Raw genomic sequence first — 25,938 nt, 5'->3', positions numbered from 1 at the left:
TTTAAACACAAAAAGGAGCTAAATTTTATATAATTTAAATATTATGAATAAGAGCAAAAATATACAAGATATTATTAATCATTTAAGAAATTCAGGGTTTGTATTTCAGGGTTCTGAAATCTATGGAGGACTTGCAAACACTTGAGATTATGGACCTTTAGGAGTTTTAATTACAAGAAATCTTAAAGATCTATGATGAAGAGAATTTATAACAAAAGTACCTAATAACTACGGAATCGATTCAAAAATTTTAATGAATCCTAAAACTTGAGAGGCATCAGGGCACGTTGCTAATTTCTCAGATCCACTAATCGAAAACAGAAAAAACAACAAAAGATACAGAGCAGATCACATTGCTGAAGAGCTATTTCCAGAAGTTAATGTTGCAGCTTTATCAAAAGAAGAATTAGAAAAACTAATTAAAGACAATGTAAAAAAATATGATGGTTCAGAAGCTGACTGAGGACCAATCAGAGAATTCCATTTAATGTTTGAAACACACCAAGGGGTAGTTGTTGATAAAAAAGACAAAATTTATTTAAGACCTGAAACAGCTCAAGGGATTTTTGTTAATTTTAAAAATGTTCAAAGAACAACAAGAGCAAAACTTCCTTTTGGAGTTGGACAAATCGGAAAATCCTTTAGAAACGAAGTTACACCAGGAAACTTTATTTTCAGAACTAGAGAATTTGAACAAATGGAACTCGAGGTTTTCTGTCATCCAGATCAATCTTTAGAAGTTTATAAAGACTACATTTCTAAAGTAAAAAACTTCTTATTAACATTAGGAATTAAAGAAGAATCAATCAGAATCAGAGAACATGAAAAAGACGAATTAGCTCACTATTCTCAAGCAACAAGTGATATTGAGTTTATGTTCCCGTTTGGTTGAGGAGAGTTATTAGGAGTTGCTCATAGAGGTGATTTTGATCTTTCTTCACACATGAAACACTCAGGAGAATCACTTGAGTATTTAGATCCAAACACAAATCAAAAACTAATTCCACACGTTGTCGAACCTTCAATTGGAATGGATAGACTACTATTTGCACTTTTAATTGATGCTTATGAAGAAGAACAAGTTGCTGAAGGTGACTCAAGAATTGTTTTAAAACTTGACAAAGAACTTTCACCATACAAAATTGCTGTTTTACCTTTAGTTAAGAAACTTTCTGACAAAGCAGAAGAGATTTTTAGCAACTTAATTTTAAATAACATCAGCGCAATTTACGATGAAGCAGGATCAATCGGAAAAAGATACAGAAGACAAGATGCAATTGGGACAAATTACTGTATAACAGTTGATTATGACACACTAGAAGATAATAAAGTAACAATAAGAGATAGAGACACAATGGAACAAACAAGAATTTTCATTGACGAAATAAAAAAATATTTGTAAGGAGTTAAATGGACCAAACACCAGCACACTTTATCCTTGAAAATGTTGATATTGTAAACACAATATCTTCTTTTATTTCCGTTAAAAAGAACGGAAATAACTATTGAGCAATTTGTCCTTTTCACAGCGACACAAAGCCTTCTTTATCTATTTCACCCTCTAAAAAGATCTTTAAGTGCTTCAGTTGTAATGTTTCTGGAACTGTTATTGATTTTATCATGAGATACAATTCCTGAAGTTTTATCGACACTCTAAAATGATTTAATAATACATACAATCTTAATCTTGATATTCACGAAAACAATAACCAAAAAGTTGTTGAATACACAGAAATTCAAAAGCAAATCATCAAAGCAAACACAGATGCTAGTGCCTTTTTTCAACTTAATTTAAACACAGAACTAACTAAGAATAAAGAGCTAGTTGCCTTTATTAAAAAAAGAAATTTTTCAAGAGAAACAATCTCACAATTTGAGATTGGTTTTAATGGTAACAACGAGCAACTAAAAGAAATATTATTACTCAAAAAGAATCCTGTCGACATCTTAATGAATGCTTCTTTAATTACAGAAACAGAAAATTCCTTTTTCAAAAATCGTGTTATTTTTCCAATTAAAAATGAATATGGCGACATTGTTGGTTTTTCAGGAAGAACATTTCTTTTTGATGACAATGGTCCAAAATATTTAAATAGTGCGCAAAATCAACTATTTTCAAAATCAAACATCCTTTATAATTACCACTTTGCAAATCAAAATCTTAATTCCAAAAGAGAACTGATAATTACAGAAGGATTTATGGATGTTATAGCTCTTTACAAAGCCGGCATCAAAAATGCTGTCGCACTGATGGGTACAGCACTTACAGAGCATCACATTCCGTTGCTAAAACACAAAAAAATCCTTTTAATGCTTGATGGAGATCGAGCTGGACTAGAAGCGACTAAAAAGTCCATTTTGACACTTTTAAGATTTTCTATTAATGTTGAGATCATTAATAATCCAACAGATTTAGATCCAGATGAGTATTTAGAAGCACACGGAAAAGATGAATTAAGTCGTTTAATAGCAGACAAAAGAATTTCTGCTCTATCTTTTATTTACAATAAATTATCACAAGAAGTTGATCAAAATGATTATTTATCAGCTCAAAAATTCTCAAATGAATTTTCAATTTATTTAGAATTTGCCAACCAAGATGAAAAAAACTTCTTTATCAAAAGAGCTGAAGAAGACTTTAAAATCAACATCAAAATTTCAAATCCACACAATTTTAATCACGCTAATAACTATAATTTTGATCGCAATAACTACCCAAGTGCAACTCAATTTGTAGCTCAAGAAAAAAAAGCAAGAACCTCAAAACAAATTAAAGAAGACATTAATTTTGAGATCAGAAAGTGAACTAACACTCTAATAACTTCTGTATTATTACTTCCGGACATCGAAAAACTATATCTTAGTGATAAATCAAGTGTCAAAATTCAAGACAGCGACAAAGACTTAATTGATAATTTATTATTGGTTTATGACACAGAAAAACGCAGAGAATTTTTAAAACTAAAAGATATTTACATTGAAGAATATGCTAAAATGAACTCAGATTGAACTTCAATAAAGGCAAATTTACTAAAACTAAACGATCAAAAATTAAATTTAAACATCATTGAAATGATTAAATATTATGAATCTTGTTTAATCAATTCTGAAAACGAAGAAGAAAAAGAAAGATATTTAAGACAAATTCAAGTTTATATGGCTATACTTGATAAAAAAAATAAAGAAAAAAAAGAAAAAAGGCTCTAAAAAGTCGATTTTATTATATAATTTATAGTAAATTTTCTCTATTTTTTTAATAAAATAGAAAAGGAGAAGAATGGGTACTAAAGTTGGGACATACGCAACTCTTATTGAGGCATTAAAGAAAGAAATTTCCAAGAAAAAGAATAAAAAACACCTCACACAAGAGGAAGTTTTTAAATTTATCAATAATAAAAAATACTACATCGAAGAAGATGAAGCAGATCAATTATTTGCTTTATTAATCGAAGAAGGAATAATTGAGTCTGAAGCAGATGCTTCAGATTTAGAAGAGGTATCCGAAAAAGAACTTGAACAAGAAGCTAAAAAAACAAAAAGCAAAACCAAAAAAGCTAAAAAAGAAAAAGAAAGCGACTTTGGTGATGATGAAGTCATGCTCGATGATTTAGATGATGAAGACGATGATTTATATCTAAAAGACTATGATTCAATGGATGAAATTGATGACGACAACGATCTCGAAGTTGAAGAATACGATCTAAGTGATTCTCAGTTAAGAAACAAACTTACAGAAACAAACGATATCATCAAATGATACATGCGTTGAATTGGTAAATATGGAAAACTCCTTTCTCAAGAAGAGGAAATTGAGCTTGCTAAAGAAATTAGACACGGTTCACCATACAGAGCAAGAAAAGCGCGTCACACACTAATCAACAGAAACTTAAGACTTGTAATTAACAATGCTAAAAAATACAAAAATAGAGGACTTTCCTTTATTGATCTAATTTCTGAAGGAAACGCCGGAATTATAAAAGCTGTTCAAAAATATGAATATGAAAAAGGTTATAAATTCTCAACTTATGCAACTTGATGAATTAGACAAGCGATTACAAGAGCTGTAGCTGATCAAGCTAGAATCATCAGAGTTCCTGTTCACATGGTTGAAACAATTAATAAACTTACTAAAGTTGAAAGAGAACTTCAACAAGAATTAGGACAAACACCAACTGATCAACAAATCGCAGACAGAATGGGCGATGATTTTACTCCTGAAAAAGTTCAATACATCAGAAAAATTAATGTTGATCCAATTTCTTTAGACAAGCCAATTGGAAAAGAAGACGATTCTTTCTTTTCTGACTTTATAAAGGATGAATCAGTGATTTCTCCTGTCGATTACACCTCAAACCAAGAATTAGCAGCTGTTTTAAAAGAAATGCTAATGAATAATCTTGATGAAGATGAAAGAAAGATTATTATGAAAAAATATGGTGTCGGTGAAGATGAAAATGGTGAAAAATACAAAGTTCACTCTTTAGAAGAGTTAGCAATGGAAAGAGGAGTTACTAAAGAAAGAATTAGACAAATTGAAACCAAAATCTTAAGAAAACTAAAACATGGAAATAAGAAAACAAAACTAAAAGACTTTTTAAATAATGACTAAAACTACAGACATTCAAAACATTTTAGACAGAAAATTCCCACAAGAATCAATTGAGGATTGAGACAAAGTGGGTTTTTCTTCTTTTTATGAAAAAAACATTCAAAAAATTCTTATTTCTTTAGATTTAACAAATGAAGTTGTTGATTATGCAATCAACAACAATTTTGATTTTATTTTAAATTATCACACTTTCCTTTTTTACAAGAAAACACTCAAAGAATCCTTTGTAATTGATCCTTACAAAAGAAACATTTATAGCAAATTAAAGAAAAACAAAATAAGTGTTTTTTCTGTACACACAAACTTTGATTATGTTGCTAACACAGGTTCTGATTTGATTTTCAAATCACTGGAATTAGCTGGAAAAAGAGTCGTTTCAGTTAGTCAATTTAATGCTATTTATGAACTTGAAAATAGCATTAAATTCAGTGATTTTGTCAATAATTTCAAACAAAAAACAAATTTAAATTGTTTGCAAACAAATGTTTTTAAAGACACTTACAAACTTAAAACAGTAGCTATTTTACCAGGTGCTGCAGGTCTTGAGAATATGCTAGATGTTATCAAAAATAAAGCCGATTTATACATAACTTCAGATCCAAAATGAAATGAGTTAATTAATTACAATCAACTGAAAAAAACCAATGTTTTATTTGTTCCACATTTAGTAGAACAAATAAATTTAGGTTATTTTAAAGAAATTTTAGAACAACAAACAAAAGGAATTGAGATTGAAATTTTTAATTTAAAGGAGATTATAAGAAATGTTTAAAAAGTGAAAATTACTTCTTCCATTATCTGTTTTAGCTTTTAGCCCTGCATTTGTGTTTTCTTGTTCTAAAGTTTCAGAACAAAAAGATACAGCAAAACCGAATCCGCAAGACCCAGGAAAACCCGATCCAAATAAACCAAATCCTCAAGAACCAGGAAAAAGCGATCCAAACACTCCGAAACCTGAAGATCCAGGGAAAAGCGATCCAAACAATCCAAATCCTGGAGAAACAGGATCAAAAGACCCTGAACCTGAAAAACCAAAAGATCCTGTTGATAAAACAGAGGAACAAAAAGCAGAACTAATAAACACCAAATTACTAGAGTTATTAAAAACGGCTCAACTTAAAGATGCAGAATCATCATTTATAATAGGACAAAACACCTATTCTTTTGTTAATCTCTATGATCTTACAAAAGATACTCAATTTAGAATTATTGAAGATGATCATCTTTGAACTCCAATTTTTGATCAAGTTGCGGTTGGAGGTACTGTTCAAAATGTTTATAGTGAAAAAAATGAATTTGAATTTATAAAACCCCAACCTTTCAAAGATGCAGTAAGATTTTTCTTTAAACCTAACAAAAATCCTTTTTATAAAAACAAAAAATACAAAATAGTAATCTTTGACACAAACGAAGATCAAACAGAAATCACAAGATATGAATTTTTTGATTTATCTAAATATCCTCTTTTAATTGATTTAAGTCCTATCCAAGTTAAACAAACAAAAGATAAAGTAATTCTAAAAACTATTTCAAAATCTTTTGAAGCTCTTCCTTCTGAAATACACTCAATTAGTTATACTTTCGAAGAAGATAAAAAAGAAAATACAGAAGATTCAATGCCTAAAAAGACGATTACAAAGGAAATTCCCTTTAGTTATGGTGATTATGACGAAGAAAGCGACTCAGGATTATTAGAAACAGAAATTGAGTTTTCTAAAGGCGATTTTGATCCAGATAAAAAATACAATTTAGTTAATGTATCCTTTAAATATACAAGAGATGGACAGGAATTTACAGAAAATCAAAGAGAAATTAACATAGCTCAACCCTTGTCTTACAATTACTCTCCAAGCTATTCTTTAGTATCTGAAGATGCTCAAAACAAAACTAAAACTTATAAACTAAATGAAGGTGACTCAAAAATAAAATCAATTGAAATTGCTGTTAAATTATCATTTTTAAATTCAAAAGAAGAAAATGGAAAAACAGTAAGCTCAAAAGAAGTAAAATATATTAATGTAAAAGTTGAAAATAATCAATTTGTAGTCAACACAACAGGACTTGAAAAATACACAATCGAAGAATTTATTATCAACTATGAAAAAAATGTAACTTTTATTTTGGAGGCAAAAAATGATTAAACTTGGTTCACACGTTTCCTTTAAAAAACCAAACTACCTTTATGGAGCAATTGAAGAATCACTAAACAACGGAGCAAACTGTGCAATGATTTATTTAGGTGCTCCACAAACAACTTTGAGAGCAAGTGTTCAAAACTACCAGTTATTTGAGTATTTAAGAGATTTTAAAGACAAAATCAAACCAGAAGACATTGTTGTGCATGCTCCTTATATAACTAACCCAGCAAACCCTGAAAAAGCAGAATTTGCTAATAATTTCTTAATTAAAGAAATCGAAAGAATGAACTATATAGGTGCTAAATACCTTGTTTTACACCCTGGATCACACACAACTTTCAGTCGTCAAGAATCACTTGATCAACTAATTAAATCTCTGAATTATATTTTAGAAAACACACAAAATGTAGAGATTATTTTAGAAACAATGTCCGGAAAAGGGACTGAAGTTGGAATTAATTTTGATGAGCTTCTTTATGTTTTGGAAAACGTAAATAACAAAAGAACAGGAATCTGCATTGACACTTGTCACATTTGAGATGCTGGTTATGATCTGCAAAAATACGATGAGTTTATTCAGTTGCTCAAAGATAAAAATATCTTTAAATACCTTAAAGTAATTCACTTAAATGACTCTAAAAATCCTTTAGAATCACATAAAGATCGACACGCCAACATTGGAGAAGGTTATATTCCAAAAGAAATTCTCAAAAGAATGGTTCATGATCCACATTTTGATAACATCCCAATAATTTTAGAAACTCCTTGAAAAGAAGAAGGACCAATTTATAAACAAGAAATAGCTTATTTATTAGAAAAATAAATAGAGAATCGAGACAAAAATGGAAAAAGAAAACATTGTCCAAATTAAAAATCTTGAGTTTTTTTATGATAAAAAACAAACACTCAAAATTGAAGAACTTAACTTTAGTGAAAATGAAATTATCTCAATTGTTGGACCTTCCGGTTCAGGAAAAAGTACACTTTTAAATATTATTTCTAAACTTCTCAAACCAACCAAAGGAGAAGTTTTTATTAAAAATAATCTTAAAATTCATGAAATTGGTTACATCCTTCAAAACCACTTTCTTTATGATGAAATTTCTGTATTTGATAACATCTTTTTAAGTTCTAAAAGTTCTTTTAAATGAAAAAAGGAAAGCTTTTTAGAAGCTATAAAAAACTTTAGTGATCAAGATTCAAAATTAGCATCTTTAGTTGCTAAATATCAATCAAATATACAGGAAAATAGGGAGTTTTGATTAAGAAATCTAATTAGGATTAAAGGACTTTTTACAAAAAAAGAAACAAAAAACAAAGACTTTTTAAAGCAAACAAAACTAAAAAACATCTTCAGAATTCAGCTTGAAGAACTTGCTCAAAAACTTGAAATTTCTGACCTTTTAAACAAAAAGGCAAAAGAGTTATCAGGTGGTCAAAAACAAAGAGTTGCTTTTGCTAAAGCAATCATCAAAAAGAACAATTTAATTTTAATGGATGAGCCTTTTTCAGCATTAGATATCAAAATAAAAGAAAAATCAATTCAGTGACTAACCGAAACTAAAAAGCAGTTCAATCTCTCAATTATCATGGTTACTCATGAGCAAAACGATGCTCTAAAAATTAGCGATAAAATCCTTTTATTAAATCAAGGAACTGTTGAGCAATTTGATGATCCGGTTACCATTTTTGAAAAACCAAAAAGCTTATTTTGTGCTAATTTCTTTGGTTATCCAGAAATTAATTTCTTGAAAAAAGAACAAGATAAGGATTTCTATATAAGAGCAAATAAAATTGAACTATTACCAAATCAAGAAGGCGAATTTATTTTAGAAAATAAAGAATATACAGGTAATTTAGTAATTTATTTTCTAAAAAACAAAGAGCAAACTATAAAAGTTTCTTTACTAAAAGATCTTTATGAGATCAATGATAAATTTGATCTAAAATACAACCAAAAGGACTTAATTTCCTTTTAAAATGAAAAATCTTTATCAAAAAATTAATTGAAAAAAGACAATAACTTTCTTTTCTCTATTAATCCCTTTTTTAATCTTTTCAATAGCAACTTTTATAGTTCCTCTTAGCAAAACAATTTCAGAATCTTTTGTTGTATTTTTAGGTAACAAAAGATTAGTTTATAAAATAGGAATCGAAAATTTTCAGAACATCACAAATGATCCTTCCTTTAGTGTAGCACTCAAAAATTCAACCTTTTTATTCTTTGTAGCCGCTCCTTCAGGAATAATTATTTCTTTTGTTTTGGCTTATATTTTAAATAGTTTATTAAGCAAGCTTTTTTCAAAAATCTTTATTAATGTAATTTATTCGCAGTTTTTTATTTCAAGCTTTGCAATCGGAATCTCTTTTTCTCTTTTATTTGGAGAAAAAAACATCTTTTTTAGCTTCTTTAATTCTACTTATAGCTTTAGCTCGCTCAAAGATCCTTTAGACATCAAAATCTACTTTTTAGTCTTCCAAATTTGACGTTCAATCTCTTTTAATATTGTTTTTTTCAGTTTTCTATTTTTAAAAGTAGACAACAAATATAAAAAACAAATTAAGCTTGATAATCTTAATTTTTTAACAAAGTTTAGATCACTTTATCTCAAAGAATGAAAAGCAAGCTTTATTACAATTGCACTCACAAATGTGATTTATGCCTTTTTATTCTTTCCATCAGCAATCATTGAACCTCAATTAATTGATCAACTAAAAGCACACACACTGGCAAGCTACATCATTGACTGAATCAACCCACTAAATGGTTCTGTAAGAATCAATTTTAATAAAGCATATGCAGCAAGCTTACTAACGCTTTTATATCTTCTATTTTTAGTGATTATCAGTGCAATTCCCTTTATAAGCTTTTCTATTTGAAATAAAATAAAGCAAAAAAGAGGTGTTTATGTTTAAGACTATTTTTAAAGAAACACTAAAATACATTGCTTTAGTGTCTTGTTTATTCTTTATTTTATTTCCTTTATACATACTGCTGGCATACAGCTTAAAAGACACAAATTCTGTAGCTTCTGGAGATTACTCAATTCACATAAGTCGCTGAGATTTTTCAAACTATAATTTCTTTGCAACCAGTGATTTTTGAAGGGCTTTAGGTCTTTCTTTTAGTGCCATTTTGATCTTTAATTTAATTAGAATTACAATCTATACAACCTTTGGAGCAGCTTATTATTTAGCTAATGCCAAAATCAAAAAGATTTTGTTAATAAGCCTTTTTATAATCACTTCAACACCTGAGTTTGGTTTATTTTTAGCTCTTAAATCCATTTTAATTAATCTTAATTTAATTCAAACAGCAAGCTATTTCAATCTTGCAGTTAATTCGATTTTTTCTTTCTATTTGTGTTTTCAATTAGCTAAAGAAATTGAAAACACAAATAAAAATAAATTAGTACTTGCTAAATTAGATAATTTAAATATCTGAAACAGAATTTATTATATTTATTGAACTAACTTAAAAGGTGTTTATTTAATAATAATTATCTTTAGTAGCATTGCTGTTTGAAATGATTATTTATGAGCGAACTTTGTTTTAAGTGGAACTCAAAACAAAACAATTGCGATCTGATTTAGAGAATTAGGGCCAACACCTTCGGGTGGAAATTTCCAAAATATTCAGTCCGCTGGAGCATTCATTTCAATCCTGTTTCCACTTGGAATCTACGCAATTTTCTCTAAAAAAATCACTAAATTCGCTTTTTAGTGATTTTTTTCATTTTTTAGGCACATTTTTGCTTTATAGTTGTAAAATTTTTATACTAAAAAATTTAAGGAGAGAAAATGAAAAAAATTACTAAAACCTTAGCTTTTGGAGCGCTTACCTTAGCTCCTTTGGCAACATTTTTATCTTGTCAAAATAACACAAACAACGAAAATCAAAATCCAGATAAACAAGCAAAAATATATGATACTTCAGCAGCTGCAAGCGACAATAAAATTATCTTTGCAACTGGAGAATCATCAGTATTCCCTATGATGATTGCCATGTCTCAATTAGTTCCAATGTATAACGAATTAATGAAAAATGAAGAAGGATTTATTCCTGTAGAATTAAAAAGAAGAGAAGAAACAAAACAACCTGGCCCAAACCAATTATCAGTAGCTCAAGCAAAATCAATTGAAACAAATGCTCCAGATGTTGCTAACATTCTTTTAGGAAATCAATCAGGAGCTTTCTTAATTAATACATATGGAAAATTACTTGATTTAAAAGACTCAAAAATTAAATACAACTCATTTAGCAAAAAAATTGCAGATAACCACAACAAATTGGTTGGAGAAGCGAACGAAAAAGATCACTTATATAATTTACCATTCAATGTTTCTGACATAGATGCAATTTCAATGAATCTTGATTTAATGAGACTTCTATTTGATTTTGTTAAACAAGGTGGCGGGGTTGTAGACGAAAATTCTGAAGTTTATAAAAAAGCTAAAGAATCAGAAAATAAAGGTTCAAGCATTCCTGAAAATTCTTTATGAAAAGCACTAAAAGTAAAAGCAAATAACTCTTTTGCTGGAGTTGGTGTAAACGATGCAACTTTTAAAACAATTAATTCAGCAATGGATTTTGCAAGAAAATTGCAAGCAGGACTAGAAATCGATCAAACTAAAGTAAAAGATGGAATGGACAACATTCAAATCTTTTCAATTGATTACCAACAAGATGCTTTAATGAAAGACTTAAACAACAGATTAAATGGTAAAAAAATGTGAACTCAAAAATTTGTTGGTGACAAAAATATTCAGTCACAAATTTCTTACAACATCAAAACAGATCCAGAAATTCAAAATAAATTTAAGGAAGTTTTCAATGAATTTTCTCTACAAACACACAAAACAGATTTAGTAAGTGCTGGTACTAAAAAAATTGGATTACGTGATATTAAATACGAAGACAATAAAACAGAATGAGCTTCTTGAGATTTAAGAACATACAAAACAGCTTTTGCTTTTGCAGCTGCTGTAGGTTATGAGCAATCAATTAAATCACCTACTTCAATAGGATTTTTTGCTAAAGGAAAAGAAGATGTAGCAGCAAGTTTTGCTCAAGCTGATGATATTTGATTAAATCCACAGCTATTTGAAACTTCAAATCAAACATACAAAACATTTTTAGAAGGAGGTTCAAGTTTAGTTCCTATTTCTGTAGATAATGGTGGAAAAGAAGACAAAGCAACAATTAAATTCTTAGAATGACTTTACTTTGGAGAAGTAACTTACAGAGGAGAAAAAATTAAAGTTAGTGATCTAATTGCTATGCTTTCAGCCTACATTATTCCTTTAGAACAAAATGTAACAGAACAAAAAGAAACAGAAATTAAAGCATTATTAACAAAATGAGAAGCTAAATTTACAGCAGAAACAAATCAAGAAACAAAAAATAAAATCCAATCTGAAATCAACTATCTAAAAAGTGCTTTAGTTTCTTTTGGAAGTATTAAAAAATTCGTTGAAAATAATGATATTAATGCACTTCACTATGCATCAGACTCAGACACAACTTCATTAGTTTATATTATTAAAGATAGTTTATCAGAAGCAACAGTTGATAAAGACACTGAAAACTCTAAATTAAGCGGTGAAGAAGTTCTAAAAAAACTAATTGATGAAATTAATAAAATTGAAAAAAACAGATAATCCCTGTAATGAACACAGATAATCACCTTTTTGAAGGTGATTTTCTTTTTGTTTGGAAAAAATAAATTATAATTATATTAATTAATGGAACAGTACCCAAGAGGCTGAAGGGGACACGTTGGAAACGTGTTAGGAGGGGCAACTCTCGCGCAGGTTCAAATCCTGTCTGTTCCGCCATTGGCTCAGGTGGTGAAATTGGTAGACACGCTAGATTGAGGTTCTAGTGCAAGAGATTGCATACGGGTTCAAGTCCCGTCTTGAGCACCATTTGAAACAAGAATTGGTAACTCCAATTCTTTTTCATTGCCAAAACCAAAAAAGACATAATTTTTCAAATATACAGAAATTTTGTGTATTTTGCATTGAAAAAATAAATTATGTTATACAATTATATAAAGCAAAAATTACAAATAGGAGTTAATAATGACTAAAAAAGAATTTATTAATGAAGTAGTAGAAAAACTAGCTTCAGATGAAACTGTAAAAATTACACCAAAAGAAATGGATGACGTTTTAAACGCAATGCTTTTCGTTCTTAAAGAACAACTAATTGCTGAAGATTCAGTTAAATTAGCAGATTTTGGAATTTTCTCAACTACAGTTAAAAAACAACGTACAATCGTTAACAGTTTTACAAAAGAAGAACAAGTTGTTCCACAAAAAAGAACAATCAAATACAAACCTTCAAAATACTTAAGAGACTTAGTTGACTTTAACTAAGAATAAATAAAAATAACTTAACGCAAAAATGGTTAAGTTATTTTTTTTCAATTATTTCTAAAAGACTTTTAAGAGCTAATTTTCCTGCATTTGCAATTCTTTGGTTGATGTTTTCCATTTCTGGAGAATCTTTGCCGATAATATCTGAAATTGCCTTTATACAGTAAAAATCAATATTGTATTTATCACAGATGTGACTAAAAGAAGATGCTTCCATATCAAATATTTCTGTATTAAAAATATTTCCGTAATAATCTGCAATTTCTTTGTTAGCAAAAAAAGAATTTGAAGAAACAATATTTGTTTTTTTAATATTGTTGTTTAGATAATTGAGAGCTTTATTGTTTTGATAAAAAAGTTTTTCTCCTGGAGTTTGACCTTCTGGATATCAAGGAGTTTTAGCATCTGCTAAAAAGAATTTTTCAGGTGCTACAACATCATAAACTTCTAAATTATCGGAATTAGCACCAACAGCTCCATAATTGTAAATTCCTTCTATGTTTTCAAAAAAAGCAGCTACAAAAGCAACTGTTTCAGCTGCGTTTGCAAGACCGATTCCTGAGTGAATTAGAGCTATTTTTTGTTTATCTTTTTCTAAAATATAAACCTTTTTAGTTCTGTATTCTAAAGTATCACAAACAACTCAATTTTCTAAATTAAGAAGATTTAGTTCGTTTGGGTCTGCGACTACTATTGCTTTTTTAATTATCTTTTTGTATTCATTTTTCATAAATTGCAATTTGCTCCGGTAGGATTTCTACTCCTTTATTTAAATTGTAGTCTCAAGTCATTTGTACAACTTCGCTAAAGGCTTTATCAAAGTCTTCAAAAGCAAGTTTTCTTATTCTTTGAACACCTTCAAATCTTCTTCCTTCACATAATTTATCAGCCATAAAAACAATTTTGTCAAGTGTATCAAGTTCAAAATCTAAAGAAGTATGAATTGAGATAGCACGAATAATTTCTGGATTTGTAATTTTGTAATATTTTTGTAATCAAAGAGCACCTGTGGTTTGGTGAAGTTTGTAATCAGGAATTACAGAAGAATCTACACCATTATTTTCAAGAAACATACGGTGAAACTCTTTATCTCAGTTTTTAGTAATGTCGTGTGTTAGGCCTGCAAATCAAGCAATTTTAGCGTCGTATTTAAGCAATTTTGCATACTCTGCAGCAATTGATGCTGTAGCACGGCAATGCTTGTTTCTTTTGGCTTCTAAGGTGTTATTTAAGATGTCTAAAATATATAAATAGTTATCTCCAATGTATTGATTTACTTTAGGATCTAAACCGCTGAAATTTCCTTTTTTAACATCTGAAGAAGAAAATTCATAAATTTGATTGTTTAATAATAAACAATTAAATTTCTTTAAATTCTCTTTAAAAATGTTTTTATTTCTCTTAAAAATAACAATTTGAACACTTTTTGAAATTGTTTCAATTTCTTTTCATTTGTGTAGTTTATCAAGGTTATCTGAACCTAAAATTAAAAACAATTCATCGTTTGGAAATTGCTTTTTAAAGTGTGAAACAGTGTCGATTGTGTAGCTTGTTCCTTTTCTTTTGATTTCAAAAAGGGAAATTTCACTCTTTTGTGGTTTGACCATTTCTATCATTTTAATTCTGTCTTCTCATGGTGCATATTTTTGCTTTGTTTTAAAAGGACTTTTAAAGGTTGGAACAAAATATAACTTATCTAAATTAAGTTGTTCTATTGCTTCTTTTGCTACTTTAATGTGTCCGTTGTGAATGGGATCAAAAGATCCGCCAAAAATTCCTATTTTCATGCTTTAAATTATATTTAAAATTCCTTAAAAAAGTTATAAAAAGTTGCAAAAAAATAAAAACAAGCTTGTTGCTTGTTTTTGAACTTTTTAATTATAATTTATCTTCTAAGACATCGATTCGTTATTTTAAAAAGGCTGGAAATCTGTTTTCTTCTTGCTCGTTTTCGTCTGTTTCTTTTTCGAGGTTGTACTCCATAGTCCTTGTAGTAGTAGTTAGATTTTGAAATATAATGTTTTCTTCTTCTTTTGCAATAGAGGAAGTTATTTGTTTTTCAAAGTCTGTGTTTTGCTGTGTATTAGCTTGAGTGCTTGTTGTAGACATTCCCGAAGCGATTAAAGATACAGAAAGATCTTTAGAATTTTCGTCTATGATTCAACCTTCGACAATGTTTGGATTTGTAGTAGTAGATTCTCTAATTTCTTTGATAATTTCTGATATTTCATTAGCTGTAATATCTGATCCAGTAATGTTGACAATTATGTCTTGAGCGTTAATTATACTTGGGTTTTCTAAAAGTGAAGGATTTAGTAAGCTTTTTGCTGCTTTTTGGGCTCTATTTTTCCCAAATTGTACAGAAGAGTTTATAAAAATCTCACCTTTGTTTTTAGTGATTGATAATAAATCTGCAAAGTCCACATTTTTCTTACCGACTTTATTTGTAATTTCTAAAATAACGTCGATAGCTTTTTTTAGTGTTCTAAAGGCAAATTCGTCTGAAGTTTTTGCATCAAGTGTTCCGTTTGTTTGAGCTAATTTTTCATTGGAGTAAATTAAGAGTGCATCAGTGTTTGCTTTAAGCTTATTTAAGCTTTCTTTTACGTTTTGTTTTTGTTTATCTCCTGTGAATTCTTCTTTAGGAGTGAATACAAAACCAAAAGTTAGTGCGCCTGATTGCTTTGCAATTTCTGCAATGACAGGAGTTGCTCCTGAACCAGTTCCCTTTCCTAATCCTGCTAAAAGGAAAACAATATCTGCTCCAGCAACTAAATCTTGGATTTGGTCTTTGGACTCTAAAGCACACTCTCTTGCTACTTCAGGATTACCTCCTGCTCCAAAACCTTTTCTTTCTTTATTTCCAAGTGCTAAAATCATTGATTCATCAAAGACTGATAATGCTTGCACGTCTGTATTTAATGCTTTATATTCAACATTATCTTCTTTTGGATGTTTAAGTATTTCTTGAAGAATGTTGTTTCCACAACCCCCAATTCCTAATACTTTGATTTTAATATTATGCATAGTTTTCCTTTATGTGGTTTTTTCTATTTAATAATTTGGAAATTAAGTTTGAAAAAGTGTGTTTAGTTTTGAGTAATTGACTAAAACTGATGTTTTGAGTGTGTAGCAGTGTGCTAAAGCTTGTTGAGTTAATTTTGAAATTTTCCGCCAGAAAATTAATTCCATAAAGAACTTCACGAGCTTGCTTTGAAATTGTTTTGTTAGATTTTTGTTTAATTACATTTATGTCTTTATTAACTAAATTTTTAAGTATTGCTTTTGTGTTGAAATAGTTGTTAATAGTTCCACAAAGAACTAAAGGTTTGTGATTGTTGTAAGAAATTTTTTGGACAATCAGTGCTATTTTTTGGAAGTATTGAGTGATTGCGTCTAGAAAGTCTTGAATTGCGAGATTTGCAATAATAACTGAACTGCGATCGTAGTTGTCTAGATTCTCAAAAATTCTGCCAAAAATTTTTAGTCCTCTAGTTATTTGGCCTAAAGAAAGACCAAAGTTGTTTTTAAAGTGATCTATAAGGTTATTAAATGAAAAATCTACTTTGCTAATTCTTGTAATAAGCGACTTATCGACATGTGCTACAAAGGCATCTAAATCATCAATGTTAATAATTGTTGCACTGTAGTCTGAGTTGTATTCTTGCTTAATCATTTGTGATTTTACTATTTCATTAGTTAAAATTTGCACTACTTTTAAATTTAAGCTACTAAAAATGTTTGTAATTTTTTGGTATGTTTCTTTGTCAATAAAGAAACCGCTGAAATCTGCTTTAAGGGATTTAGCAGTCATTTTTAAAGGAACTTCTGTTGTATTAACTTCTTTATCTTCGGTTTTTAAATGATACATTAATGTTGAAAAGGAAACTAAATTGAAAGCCTCGTCTATTTGCTCGTTTTTAGCTTTTTCTTGGATCATTTGAATTTCTTTTTTAGAGATAATTGATTTTTTGTTTTTAACTGAAATTTCTGTAGAAAAGTTTTTAATTTGCATCTGTGTGTTCTTTGTTTCTTTTAAATAAACAAAGATTTCAGTTGCTTTTGTTTTAAGAGAAATATTTAATTCATTAATTGCGTCTTTGAAAAAATCAATGAAGTTCTCTTGATTTCTATATTCTTTATTGTAAATGAGAACGTTTTCATTTTTAATTTCTTCAAAAGCAAATAAAGCATAATTGTTTGTAGCAAGTTGTGCGACAATTTTTATGTTTCTTTTCATATTTCTCCTTTCTAAGGTCTTTTCAGTTATTTTAGTTTTGTCAGAATTCTTAGTTTTGCACTTCGACTTCTTTTGTTTTGTTCCAATTCTTGTGCTGAAGGAAGAAAAGATTTCGCAGATCATTCTTTTTCTTCAATGATTGGTAGTCTGTAGTCCACTTTAGATTCAATCAGTTTTTTAAAATAGTTTTTGGTAATTCTATCTTCGATTGAGTGGAAAGTTATGATTGCCAATACAGCGTTTGGTTTTAAAAGACTTGTAGCATCTTCTAATAAAGTTTTGAGCGATTCGAGTTCGTTGTTAACTTCGATCCTAATTGCTTGAAATACAGCTTTTGCAGGGTTTTTCTGTCTTACTAGCTTTGAAGGTAGTGAGCTTTTTGTAACCTCTACAAGTTGCATTGTAGTTTCAATAGGACGAGCGGAGATAATGCCTTTCGCAACTCTTTGTGGGAGCATTACATCTGCATTTTCTCTAAAAATCTTAATTAATTGTTCTTCAGAATAATTATTGACAATAAAGTGTGCGTCTAATTCTTGATCTTGATTCATTCTCATGTCAAGACGAAAGTCTTTGTTATAAGAAAATCCTCTTTCGATTTCATCAAGTTGTGGTGATGAGACACCAAGATCAGCTAAGATTCCATCAACTTTTTGAATCCCTAATTTATTTAGTTCTTCTTTGATGTTTTTGAAATCTGAGTGAATTAAAGTAAAGTTTTTGGAAATTTGAGCTAGAAGTGAGCTACTTTCTTTTATAGCTACACCGTCTTTGTCAAATCCATATAGTCAACCAGATGTTAGTTTTTTAAGGATTTCTGAAGAATGACCAGCACGACCAAGAGTTAAATCAACATAAATTCCGTCTTGTTTAATATTTAATTTTTCGATTACTTCTTTAAGCAAAACCGGATAATGTTTCATTATAACTCCACTCCGCTTTCAAATAATTTTTCTTGAAGTTCTTCAAGATTATCTTCGTCCATAAATTTGTTTGTTTGCTCTTCATATCTATCTTTAGGTCAGATCTCTAATTTAGATCCAACACCAATTAAGTATGCTTCGCTATTGATAGCAGTAAGTTTCAGTAAATTTTTTGGTAAAACAACTCTTCCCAATTTATCAAAGGTAGCTTCTGTAGTATTTGAAAAGAAAAATCTCGCAAAGTCTCTTAAGTTTTTGTTAAGAGAGTTATTGTTTTGGATTTTTTGTTTGATTCTTTCAAATTCTGATTCAGATCTAATTTCGATCACTTTATCAAGGCTTAATGAAAAATAAAATTTTTCGCCAAGTTCTGCTCTAAATTCAGCAGGTATTGTGATTCTGTTCTTATCATCAATTGGTTTGAGGTGATTTCCAAACATTTCCACTCCTTTCCACTATCTACCAAATTATATGCCTTTTTTATAAAAAAGAAAATAAAAAACAAAGAATTTTTTTGCGAAATTTTTAAAATGCAAAAAAAGGGGAGTTTTTGGCCTTTTTTTGCATTTTTTAAAAAAACAATCTATGTTTTTAAAAATAGGAGTAAAATAATAAAAGATTTGATTGCATTCAAGTCCAAACGAGGTAAGAAGTTGAAAGAAAAAATAAGAGAATTTAGAGATTTAATTAATATATATTTGGTTATATATTTCTTGGTTTTTTTTATTTTTTTAATTTTAACAATTTGAAATTACTCACTTATCTTGGGTTGACTTTTTTCATTAGTTTCTGTAAGCTATGCTTTTTTTACAAAAGTGATGTTTGCAGCAGTAGTTACTAAAAATGTTAAACCAGATATGACTCGAATTTCAAGAAAGAAAAAAGTAGCAAATATGCTTATTATTTTTTTATATATATTTGCACTTTTGTTTCAGGGTTTATTAATAGCTGCGATGGTATTTATTAATAAATCTTGAAATGGAGCAGTTAGTTTTCTTTGACCTGTCAATTTAATAAGTTATATTGTAGGTGTTTCTTTGATACTGCCAGCTGTGTTAATTAATTGATTAATTAACTATATAAAGGAGAAGAAGGATGAATCTACAAGAAGTACTGAATAACTGAAATCAGCCTCAACTCTTCACTTTATTTTTATTAGTTTTCTTTGTTCTGTTAATATCAATTATTGTTCATTTTCAGATCAAAAAAACAAAAAAAGATAAAGCTCCAAGCGCAGTAGTTTATATGGCTGAGCAATATTTTTATATTGTAGATAACTTAGTGGACGAAAGTTCAGGAGGAAAATTATCTTTTGTTAAGCCTTATATTTTCGGTCTTCTGACATTTTTATTAGGTGGAAACCTTCTATCAATGATTGGGGTTGAACCAATCGGAAGTACCTATTCTGTAACCTTTACATTAGCACTATTGTCTTGGTTAGGAATTTTTATAATAGGGTTTAGTTTTAAAAAACACAGGTTTTTAAAAAGATATTTAAATCCATTAGAAATTATTAGTATACCTGCTCCACTGATTTCTTTATCATTTAGGATGTTTGGAAATATCATCGGTGGATCAGCTATTTTAATACTATTATATGCAGGTACTCAATGAATCTGAAATCTGTTCCCTGTTGGTGCATTTGGATTATTCAATTTACCTGCTGCAATATTTTTTGCACCATTTATTTTCTATTTTGACATTTTTGGTGTGGTATTGCAATCTTATGTTTTTGCATTATTAACAACTATTTACTGAAGCAGTGCTTTAGAATAAATACGAAAGGAAATTATTATGACAAACGAAATTTTAGAAATTGCACAAAAATTAGACAAAACCAATCCAGCTAACTCACAAGGTGTTGGATTAGTTGCTATTGGAGCTGGACTTGCCATGGTTGGTGCTATGGGGGTAGGGGCTGGACAAGGTTATGCTGCTGGTAAAGCTGCAGAAGCTGTAGGTCGTAACCCTGAAGCTGAGAAAAAAATCAATAAATTAATGATTATCGGTGCTTCTATTGCTGAAACATCATCAATTTACGCTCTACTAATTGCTTTTCTTTTAATATTTGCTTACTAAAAAATGAAATTATTACTATTAAGTGAAGCAACCACAGAAAAAGTAGACAGTGGTGTATCAACAGAAAGTATTTCAGAGTTATTTAAAAACATTTTGCCTAACCCTTGAATGATGCTTGCTACACTGATTGCTTTAACAGTGGTGGTTGTATCTCTTTTTCTTTTAATTTATAAACCTTTAAAAAGAGTTATAGGTGAAAGAAGACAGTTTATTCAAGATAATATCGATGAAAGTGTAAAAAACAAAGAAAGTTCAATTGAACTAGAGAAAAGAAGAAACACAGAATTATGAGAAGCTAGAATTGCTGCTGCTGGAATTGTCAACCAAGCAAAAATCGAATCTGAAAAAATTGCTAACCAATACATCTCTCACGCTAAAAAAGAAGCTAAGAGAATTATTGAAGATGGACACCAAAGCGTTGCTCAAGAAAGAAAAAGATTCGAACAAGAATCTAAAGAAGAGATTATTTCTGTAGCAACAAAACTAGCATCAAAAATTCTTGAAAAACACGTTAGTCATTATGAAGACAGAGAGATGATTGATAAACTACTTAATGAGGTTTATGAATAATCATGATTTCAAATGACAACCATTTAAATTATTCTAGAGCACTTTTTGATATTGCTTTAGAAGAAAACAAACTTGATAAATACTACAAACAGTCTTTAGAAGTTTTAGATATCTTTAAGAATCAACAAGAATTAATCGACTTTTTGAGATCTTTTTCAATCGAACAAGAATCCAAAGAAGAAGTTATTACAAATGTATTTTTAAATGAATTAAAGTTTGAGGAATTTTTAGTTAACTTTTTAAAACTAATTACCAAAAAACACAGAATTTTACAAATAAATGAGATCATTTTAGATTTTGAAAAAATCGTGCTTAAACACAAAAACATTGCTAAAGGTGTTGTTTATTCAACTAAAAAAGTTTCAAAAGAAAAAATGGCACAAATCATTGAATTTGTATCTAAAAAACTTAATCAAGAAGTTATTTTAGAAAACATCATTGATCAGTCTTTAATAGCTGGGATTAAAATAGTTATTGGCGACAAGATCTTTGAAAACACAATAGTTTCACAACTACAACAAATTAAAGAACACATTTTAAAAGGAGGAGAATAATGCCATTAAAAACAAGCGATATCTCTGCACTTATTAAAAATCAAATTAAGTCTTATAATAAAAAAATTAACTCTGATGAAGTAGGAAAAGTTATTTCTGTTGGAGATGGAGTTGCTCTTGTTTCTGGACTTGACAAAGTTGGGATGGGAGAACTAATCGAATTCCCTAATAATATTTATGGAATGGCACTAAATATCGAAGAAGAATTTGTTGGTGTTGTTATCATGGGTAAAGAAAATGAAATAGTTGAGGGAGATCTTGTTAAAAGAACAAACAGAATTATTTCAGTTCCAGTTGGTGATCAAATGCTTGGACGTGTTGTTGATGCATTAGGACAACCAATTGATGGAAAAGGTGCAATCGATCTTTCAAAAAGAAGAGAAATCTTCGTTGAAGCTCCTGGAGTTATGAAAAGAAAAGAGGTTAATGAACCTCTTAAAACAGGGATTTTAGCAATTGATTCAATGGTGCCGATCGGAAAAGGTCAACGTGAGCTAATCATCGGTGACAGACAAACAGGAAAAACAGCTGTTGCAATTGATACCATCCTAAACCAAAAAGGTCAAAACGTGCAGTGTGTTTATGTTGCAATCGGACAAAAAAACTCAACAGTTGCTCAAATAGTTAACAAACTTCAAAAAAGTGGTGCAATGGAGTATACAACAGTAGTTGTTGCTGGAGCTTCCGAGCTTGCTCCTCTACAATACATCGCTCCTTATGTTGGAGTTTCAATTGCTGAAGAGTGAATGTACAAAGGAAAAAATGTCTTAATAGTTTATGATGATCTTTCTAAGCATGCTGTTGCTTACAGAACACTTTCACTACTATTAAGAAGACCTCCTGGTCGTGAAGCTTACCCTGGAGATATTTTCTATCAACACTCATATCTTTTAGAAAGAGCTGCTAAACTAAATGCAGAAAATGGTGGTGGTTCAATTACTGCTCTACCAATCATTGAAACACAAGCTGGAGATATTTCTGCTTATATTCCAACAAATGTTATTTCAATTACAGATGGACAAATCTTTATGAAAGAAGCATTATTTAACTCAGGACAAAAACCTGCTGTTGATGTTGGATTCTCTGTTTCAAGGGTTGGATCAAGTGCGCAAACTAAAGCAATGAAAGCCGTTTCATCATCACTAAAACTACAATTAGCACAATATAATGAAATGAAATCATTTGCTCAGTTTGGTTCTGATTTAGATGAATCAACAAGAAGAATCCTTGATCATGGTGCTAAAGTTTATGAGTTATTAAAACAATGACAATATGTAAACATTGACCAAAACGATCAAGCTATTATTCTACTTTCAGTTAAAGATAGATTAATTAATCCAATTCCAAAAGATTATATTTCTCAGTATAAAAATGAATTAATTAAGTTTATCAACAGTGACACAAGAGCGCTTGAACTAAAAGCCGAATTAATTAAAGAAAGAGCTTTTAGTCAAGAATTATTAAGTTCATTTAGAAGTCTTGTAAAAGAGTTTGTATTAGAATTCATTTCAAAAATTCCTAACTATGATGCTCAATTACACCCAGCAATGCCGGAGTTCTAATGGCTTCATTACAAAAAATTAAAACAAGAATTAATTTAATTGAAAATACAAGAAAAATAACAAAAGCAATGGAATTGCTATCAAGTGCAAAAATAAGAAAAGTCAAAAACAACTTTCTTTCAATTCAAGAATATGCACAAACAATAAATGATATATTGGTTTCATTAGTAACTAAAACTGATGAAATTTCTCAATTAAATACACTCGATTCTACTAAAGGAAAACTTTATATTATAATCACATCAGATTTAGGTCTTTGTGGTGGATACAACAGTAATATTTTTAAGTTACTCAAAAACGAAATTAAGCCTGATGATAAGCTAATTATTTTCGGAAATAAAGGAAATTCCCTGTTTAAAGAATTTGAGTCTCAAATTATTGATGTCTTTTTAAACTATGGTGATGATCTAAATTATGACTTAGTTTACAGAGCAACAAAGTGAGCTCAAAATCTAATGGACAAAAAAGAAATTAGCTCAGTAAATGTTGTTTATACAAAATTTATCAACAGCGTTTCTTTTGAGCCTACTATTAAAAAATTATTGCCACTAAACAAAGAAGAAATAATTAAAGAAAACGCAAAACCACTTTCAAACAAAGGGGTAATTACAGAGTTTGAACCTTCTGCTTTAGTTATTTTAAAAAACCTAATTCCACTATATTTAGGTTCTTCAGTATTTAGTTTTTTAGCAGAATCAAAAATGTCAGAAATGTCTGCGAGAAGAAGTGCTATGGAAAATGCTTCTAACAATGCAGATGATATAATTTCTTATTTAGAAATTGTATTCAACAGAGGAAGACAATCATCAATTACTCAAGAAATTACAGAGATTATTGGTGGAACATCAACCGAATAAAAGAAAGGAAAGAATGCAAAAAAACGTTGGAAAAATTGTACAAATTCTTGGTCCAGTTATTGACGTTAAGTTTGAAAACGGAAAAGTTCCTGCTCTTTTAAATGCTCTTGAAGTTGAATTAGTAACAAAAGATGCAAAAAAGAAAATTGTTCTAGAAGTTGAGCAACACATTGGTGATGACACAGTTAGAACAATCGCTATGGAGATGACTTATGGGCTTTCTAAAGGTTTAGAAGTTGTTGACACAGGAAAACCTATTCAAGTGCCAGTTGGTACAGAAGTTCTTTCAAGAATGTTTAATGTTCTTGGAGAACCAATCGACGAAATGCCAGCACCTGAAGCAAAATTAAAAATGTCAATTCATGCACCTGCTCCTTCTTATGAAGATCAAAAATCAACATCTGAAATCCTTGTTACAGGAATTAAAGTTATTGATTTACTTATCCCTTATGTAAAAGGAGGTAAAATTGGTCTTTTTGGAGGTGCTGGAGTTGGAAAAACAGTTTTAGTACAAGAATTAATTAATAATATTGCTACTCAACATGGTGGTCTTTCTGTTTTCGCGGGAGTTGGAGAACGTTCTCGTGAAGGAAATGACTTATACCACGAAATGAAAGCAGCTGGTGTTTTAGATAAAACAGCACTAGTTTTTGGACAAATGAATGAACCTCCCGGAGCACGTATGAGAGTTGCTCTAACAGGCCTTACAATGGCTGAATACTTCAGAGATAAAATGAATCAAGATGTGCTTTTATTCATTGACAACATCTTTAGATTTACTCAAGCTGGTTCAGAGGTTTCAACACTTCTTGGACGTATTCCTTCAGCTGTAGGTTACCAACCTACACTTGCTACAGAAATGGGGCAACTACAAGAAAGAATTACTTCAACAAGACAAGGATCAATTACATCAGTTCAAGCTGTTTATGTGCCTGCTGATGACTTAACTGACCCAGCTCCTGCTACAACCTTTGCTCACCTTGATGCAAAAACAGTTCTAGACAGAAATATAGCTGCTTTAGGAATCTATCCAGCTGTTGATCCTTTAGCTTCTGGTTCAAGAATGCTTGATCCATTAATTATTGGAGAAGAACACTATTCAGTAGCTCGTCAAGTTCTTGAAATTCTACAAAAATTTAAAGAATTACAAGATATTATTGCTATTTTAGGGATGGATGAATTGTCTGAAGAAGATAAGAAAACTGTTTCAAGAGCCAGAAGAATCAGAAACTTCTTATCTCAACCATTCTTTGTTGCAGAAAAATTCTCAGGGATTGAAGGTAAATTCTTAAAACTTGAAGACACAATCAGAAGTTTTAAAGAAATTCTTGAAGGAAAACACGACAATCTACCTGAAGAAGCATTTTTATATGTTGGTTCAATTGAAGAAGCAATTGAAAAAGCAAATAGAAATAAATAATCATTATGAAAAAAATCAAATTGAAAATTACTACACCTAAAGGCGTGTTTTTAGAAGAAGAAGTTGAAAACATCACTCTTAAAACAACCGAAGGTTACCGTGGAATTCAATATGGAATGCAACCATTCATTTCTTCTTTAGTTCCTGCTAAGATGTTTATTAATAGCCAATTCTCGCCTGAACGCAAAGAAGCTTATATTGCTTCTGGAATTGTCTATGTTGAAAAAGAACTTGCCAACATAATTAGCGATCAAGTTTCATACGATCCTAAAGTTCTGGAAGAATATTCTTTAGCTCAACAAACATCAAAGCACGAAATTTCACAAGAAGCCAAAACTGAAATTCAATTGAAAAAAGAAATTGAAAAATCAAAAAAATAATCCAAAACACCTGTACCACAGGTGTTTTTGTTTTTCGCTTTGTGCCAAAAGGCAATAAAAAAACTTCTCATTTTGAGAAGTTAATTAATTATTTTACTCCTGTGTTTCCCAGTTTAGGCAAGAAACAAGAAATATCACTTTTTTACAAAAGTTGATATTTTTTTATAACAGCACTTTAGATAATATCTCCATAAATTCTTTATACAATAATTCTTCTTCAAGGTC

At 29.7% G+C, this 25,938-nt stretch carries 26 protein-coding genes and 2 tRNA genes; 22 read left to right on the top strand and 6 right to left on the bottom strand.

Annotation, left to right across the window (positions count from 1 at the left end):
- Positions 1-43: 43 nt before the first annotated feature.
- From JV122_RS01045 to JV122_RS00985, 13 genes are all read left to right on the top strand, one after another.
- Positions 44-1,402 carry a glycine--tRNA ligase gene (locus JV122_RS01045; protein ID WP_205842642.1) on the top strand — a complete coding sequence of 453 codons (1,359 nt, stop codon included), beginning with the start codon at positions 44-46 and terminating at the stop codon, positions 1,400-1,402.
- A gap of 8 nt (positions 1,403-1,410) precedes the next feature.
- A complete protein-coding gene (gene dnaG / locus JV122_RS01040) occupies positions 1,411-3,207 on the top strand; it encodes a DNA primase (RefSeq protein ID WP_205842640.1) in 1,797 nt (598 codons plus the stop codon).
- A 70-nt stretch (positions 3,208-3,277) separates the two neighbouring features.
- Positions 3,278-4,609 carry an RNA polymerase sigma factor gene (locus JV122_RS01035; RefSeq protein ID WP_205842638.1) on the top strand — a complete coding sequence of 444 codons (1,332 nt, stop codon included), beginning with the start codon at positions 3,278-3,280 and terminating at the stop codon, positions 4,607-4,609.
- Positions 4,602-5,381: a Nif3-like dinuclear metal center hexameric protein gene (locus tag JV122_RS01030; protein WP_205842636.1), complete on the top strand. Its 780-nt coding sequence runs from the start codon at positions 4,602-4,604 to the stop codon at positions 5,379-5,381. The genes JV122_RS01035 and JV122_RS01030 overlap by 8 nt, the downstream gene beginning before the upstream one ends.
- Positions 5,374-6,750 (top strand): hypothetical protein, encoded by a 1,377-nt coding sequence (locus tag JV122_RS01025; RefSeq protein WP_205842634.1) that lies wholly within the window; start codon positions 5,374-5,376, stop codon positions 6,748-6,750. Before JV122_RS01030 ends, JV122_RS01025 begins: the two co-directional genes overlap by 8 nt.
- Positions 6,743-7,570, top strand: coding sequence for a deoxyribonuclease IV (locus tag JV122_RS01020; protein WP_205842632.1), 828 nt, complete (start codon positions 6,743-6,745; stop codon positions 7,568-7,570). The genes JV122_RS01025 and JV122_RS01020 overlap by 8 nt, the downstream gene beginning before the upstream one ends.
- A gap of 19 nt (positions 7,571-7,589) precedes the next feature.
- Positions 7,590-8,726, top strand: coding sequence for an ATP-binding cassette domain-containing protein (locus JV122_RS01015; protein ID WP_205842630.1), 1,137 nt, complete (start codon positions 7,590-7,592; stop codon positions 8,724-8,726).
- A 1-nt stretch (position 8,727) separates the two neighbouring features.
- Entirely contained in the window at positions 8,728-9,663 is a 936-nt protein-coding gene (locus tag JV122_RS01010) for a sugar ABC transporter permease (protein ID WP_205842628.1), read from the top strand.
- Complete coding sequence (locus JV122_RS01005; protein WP_205842626.1) at positions 9,656-10,471, top strand: ABC transporter permease family protein; 816 nt, start codon at positions 9,656-9,658, stop codon at positions 10,469-10,471. The genes JV122_RS01010 and JV122_RS01005 overlap by 8 nt, the downstream gene beginning before the upstream one ends.
- A 77-nt stretch (positions 10,472-10,548) precedes the next feature.
- Entirely contained in the window at positions 10,549-12,408 is a 1,860-nt protein-coding gene (locus JV122_RS01000) for a P68 family surface lipoprotein (RefSeq protein WP_205842624.1), read from the top strand.
- Between the two features lie 86 nt (positions 12,409-12,494).
- Positions 12,495-12,585, top strand: a tRNA-Ser gene (locus tag JV122_RS00995).
- A 3-nt stretch (positions 12,586-12,588) separates the two neighbouring features.
- Positions 12,589-12,675: transfer RNA gene (locus tag JV122_RS00990), tRNA-Leu, on the top strand.
- A gap of 156 nt (positions 12,676-12,831) precedes the next feature.
- Positions 12,832-13,128, top strand: coding sequence for an HU family DNA-binding protein (locus JV122_RS00985; protein ID WP_205842622.1), 297 nt, complete (start codon positions 12,832-12,834; stop codon positions 13,126-13,128).
- A 37-nt stretch (positions 13,129-13,165) separates the two neighbouring features.
- On the opposite strand, the gene JV122_RS00980 is transcribed toward JV122_RS00985, so the two are convergent.
- The 6 genes from JV122_RS00980 to JV122_RS00955 all read right to left on the bottom strand — a co-directional run bounded on the left by JV122_RS00980 (position 13,166) and on the right by JV122_RS00955 (position 18,731).
- Positions 13,166-13,858: a phosphorylase family protein gene (locus tag JV122_RS00980; RefSeq protein ID WP_205842621.1), complete on the bottom strand. Its 693-nt coding sequence runs from the start codon at positions 13,856-13,858 to the stop codon at positions 13,166-13,168.
- A complete protein-coding gene (locus tag JV122_RS00975) occupies positions 13,830-14,915 on the bottom strand; it encodes a nicotinate-nucleotide adenylyltransferase (protein WP_205842619.1) in 1,086 nt (361 codons plus the stop codon). Before JV122_RS00975 ends, JV122_RS00980 begins: the two co-directional genes overlap by 29 nt.
- Positions 14,916-15,036: 121 nt before the next feature.
- The gene (locus tag JV122_RS00970; protein WP_205842617.1) at positions 15,037-16,155 is read right to left on the bottom strand and encodes a cell division protein FtsZ; all 1,119 of its coding nucleotides are present in this window, start codon (positions 16,153-16,155) and stop codon (positions 15,037-15,039) included.
- Positions 16,148-17,368, bottom strand: coding sequence for a hypothetical protein (locus tag JV122_RS00965; RefSeq protein ID WP_205842615.1), 1,221 nt, complete (start codon positions 17,366-17,368; stop codon positions 16,148-16,150). The genes JV122_RS00970 and JV122_RS00965 overlap by 8 nt, the downstream gene beginning before the upstream one ends.
- Before the next feature lie 26 nt (positions 17,369-17,394).
- Positions 17,395-18,291, bottom strand: coding sequence for a 16S rRNA (cytosine(1402)-N(4))-methyltransferase RsmH (gene rsmH, locus JV122_RS00960; RefSeq protein ID WP_205842613.1), 897 nt, complete (start codon positions 18,289-18,291; stop codon positions 17,395-17,397).
- Positions 18,291-18,731, bottom strand: a complete 441-nt coding sequence (locus tag JV122_RS00955) for a division/cell wall cluster transcriptional repressor MraZ (RefSeq protein WP_205842611.1) — start codon at positions 18,729-18,731, stop codon at positions 18,291-18,293. Before JV122_RS00955 ends, rsmH begins: the two co-directional genes overlap by 1 nt.
- Before the next feature lie 90 nt (positions 18,732-18,821).
- Between JV122_RS00955 and JV122_RS00950 the strand changes: the two genes are divergently transcribed.
- The 9 genes from JV122_RS00950 to JV122_RS00910 are packed head-to-tail and all read left to right on the top strand — an operon-like array spanning position 18,822 to position 25,713.
- The gene (locus JV122_RS00950; RefSeq protein ID WP_205842610.1) at positions 18,822-19,412 is read left to right on the top strand and encodes a hypothetical protein; all 591 of its coding nucleotides are present in this window, start codon (positions 18,822-18,824) and stop codon (positions 19,410-19,412) included.
- The gene (locus tag JV122_RS00945) at positions 19,387-20,067 is read left to right on the top strand and encodes a F0F1 ATP synthase subunit A (RefSeq protein WP_205842608.1); all 681 of its coding nucleotides are present in this window, start codon (positions 19,387-19,389) and stop codon (positions 20,065-20,067) included. Before JV122_RS00950 ends, JV122_RS00945 begins: the two co-directional genes overlap by 26 nt.
- 18 nt (positions 20,068-20,085) lie before the next feature.
- The gene (gene atpE, locus JV122_RS00940; RefSeq protein WP_205842606.1) at positions 20,086-20,370 is read left to right on the top strand and encodes an ATP synthase F0 subunit C; all 285 of its coding nucleotides are present in this window, start codon (positions 20,086-20,088) and stop codon (positions 20,368-20,370) included.
- 3 nt (positions 20,371-20,373) lie between these two features.
- Positions 20,374-20,940, top strand: a complete 567-nt coding sequence (gene atpF / locus JV122_RS00935) for a F0F1 ATP synthase subunit B (RefSeq protein ID WP_205842604.1) — start codon at positions 20,374-20,376, stop codon at positions 20,938-20,940.
- Positions 20,941-20,942: 2 nt separating this feature from the next.
- Positions 20,943-21,494 (top strand): F0F1 ATP synthase subunit delta, encoded by a 552-nt coding sequence (locus JV122_RS00930; RefSeq protein WP_205842602.1) that lies wholly within the window; start codon positions 20,943-20,945, stop codon positions 21,492-21,494.
- Positions 21,494-23,056 carry a F0F1 ATP synthase subunit alpha gene (atpA, locus tag JV122_RS00925; protein WP_205842600.1) on the top strand — a complete coding sequence of 521 codons (1,563 nt, stop codon included), beginning with the start codon at positions 21,494-21,496 and terminating at the stop codon, positions 23,054-23,056. The genes JV122_RS00930 and atpA overlap by 1 nt, the downstream gene beginning before the upstream one ends.
- Positions 23,056-23,913 carry an ATP synthase F1 subunit gamma gene (atpG, locus tag JV122_RS00920; protein WP_205842598.1) on the top strand — a complete coding sequence of 286 codons (858 nt, stop codon included), beginning with the start codon at positions 23,056-23,058 and terminating at the stop codon, positions 23,911-23,913. The genes atpA and atpG overlap by 1 nt, the downstream gene beginning before the upstream one ends.
- 13 nt (positions 23,914-23,926) lie before the next feature.
- On the top strand, positions 23,927-25,333 hold the full coding sequence (gene atpD / locus JV122_RS00915) for a F0F1 ATP synthase subunit beta (RefSeq protein WP_205842596.1): 1,407 nt from the start codon (positions 23,927-23,929) through the stop codon (positions 25,331-25,333).
- A gap of 5 nt (positions 25,334-25,338) precedes the next feature.
- Positions 25,339-25,713 (top strand): hypothetical protein, encoded by a 375-nt coding sequence (locus JV122_RS00910; RefSeq protein WP_205842594.1) that lies wholly within the window; start codon positions 25,339-25,341, stop codon positions 25,711-25,713.
- Positions 25,714-25,938: the final 225 nt, after the last annotated feature.

Source organism: Mycoplasma procyoni (assembly GCF_017052595.1).
GTDB lineage: Bacteria > Bacillota_I > Bacilli_A > Mycoplasmatales > Metamycoplasmataceae > Mesomycoplasma_A > Mesomycoplasma_A procyoni.
Note: the sequence above shows the minus strand (reverse complement) of the source record. Positions and strands in the feature narration are given on the sequence as shown.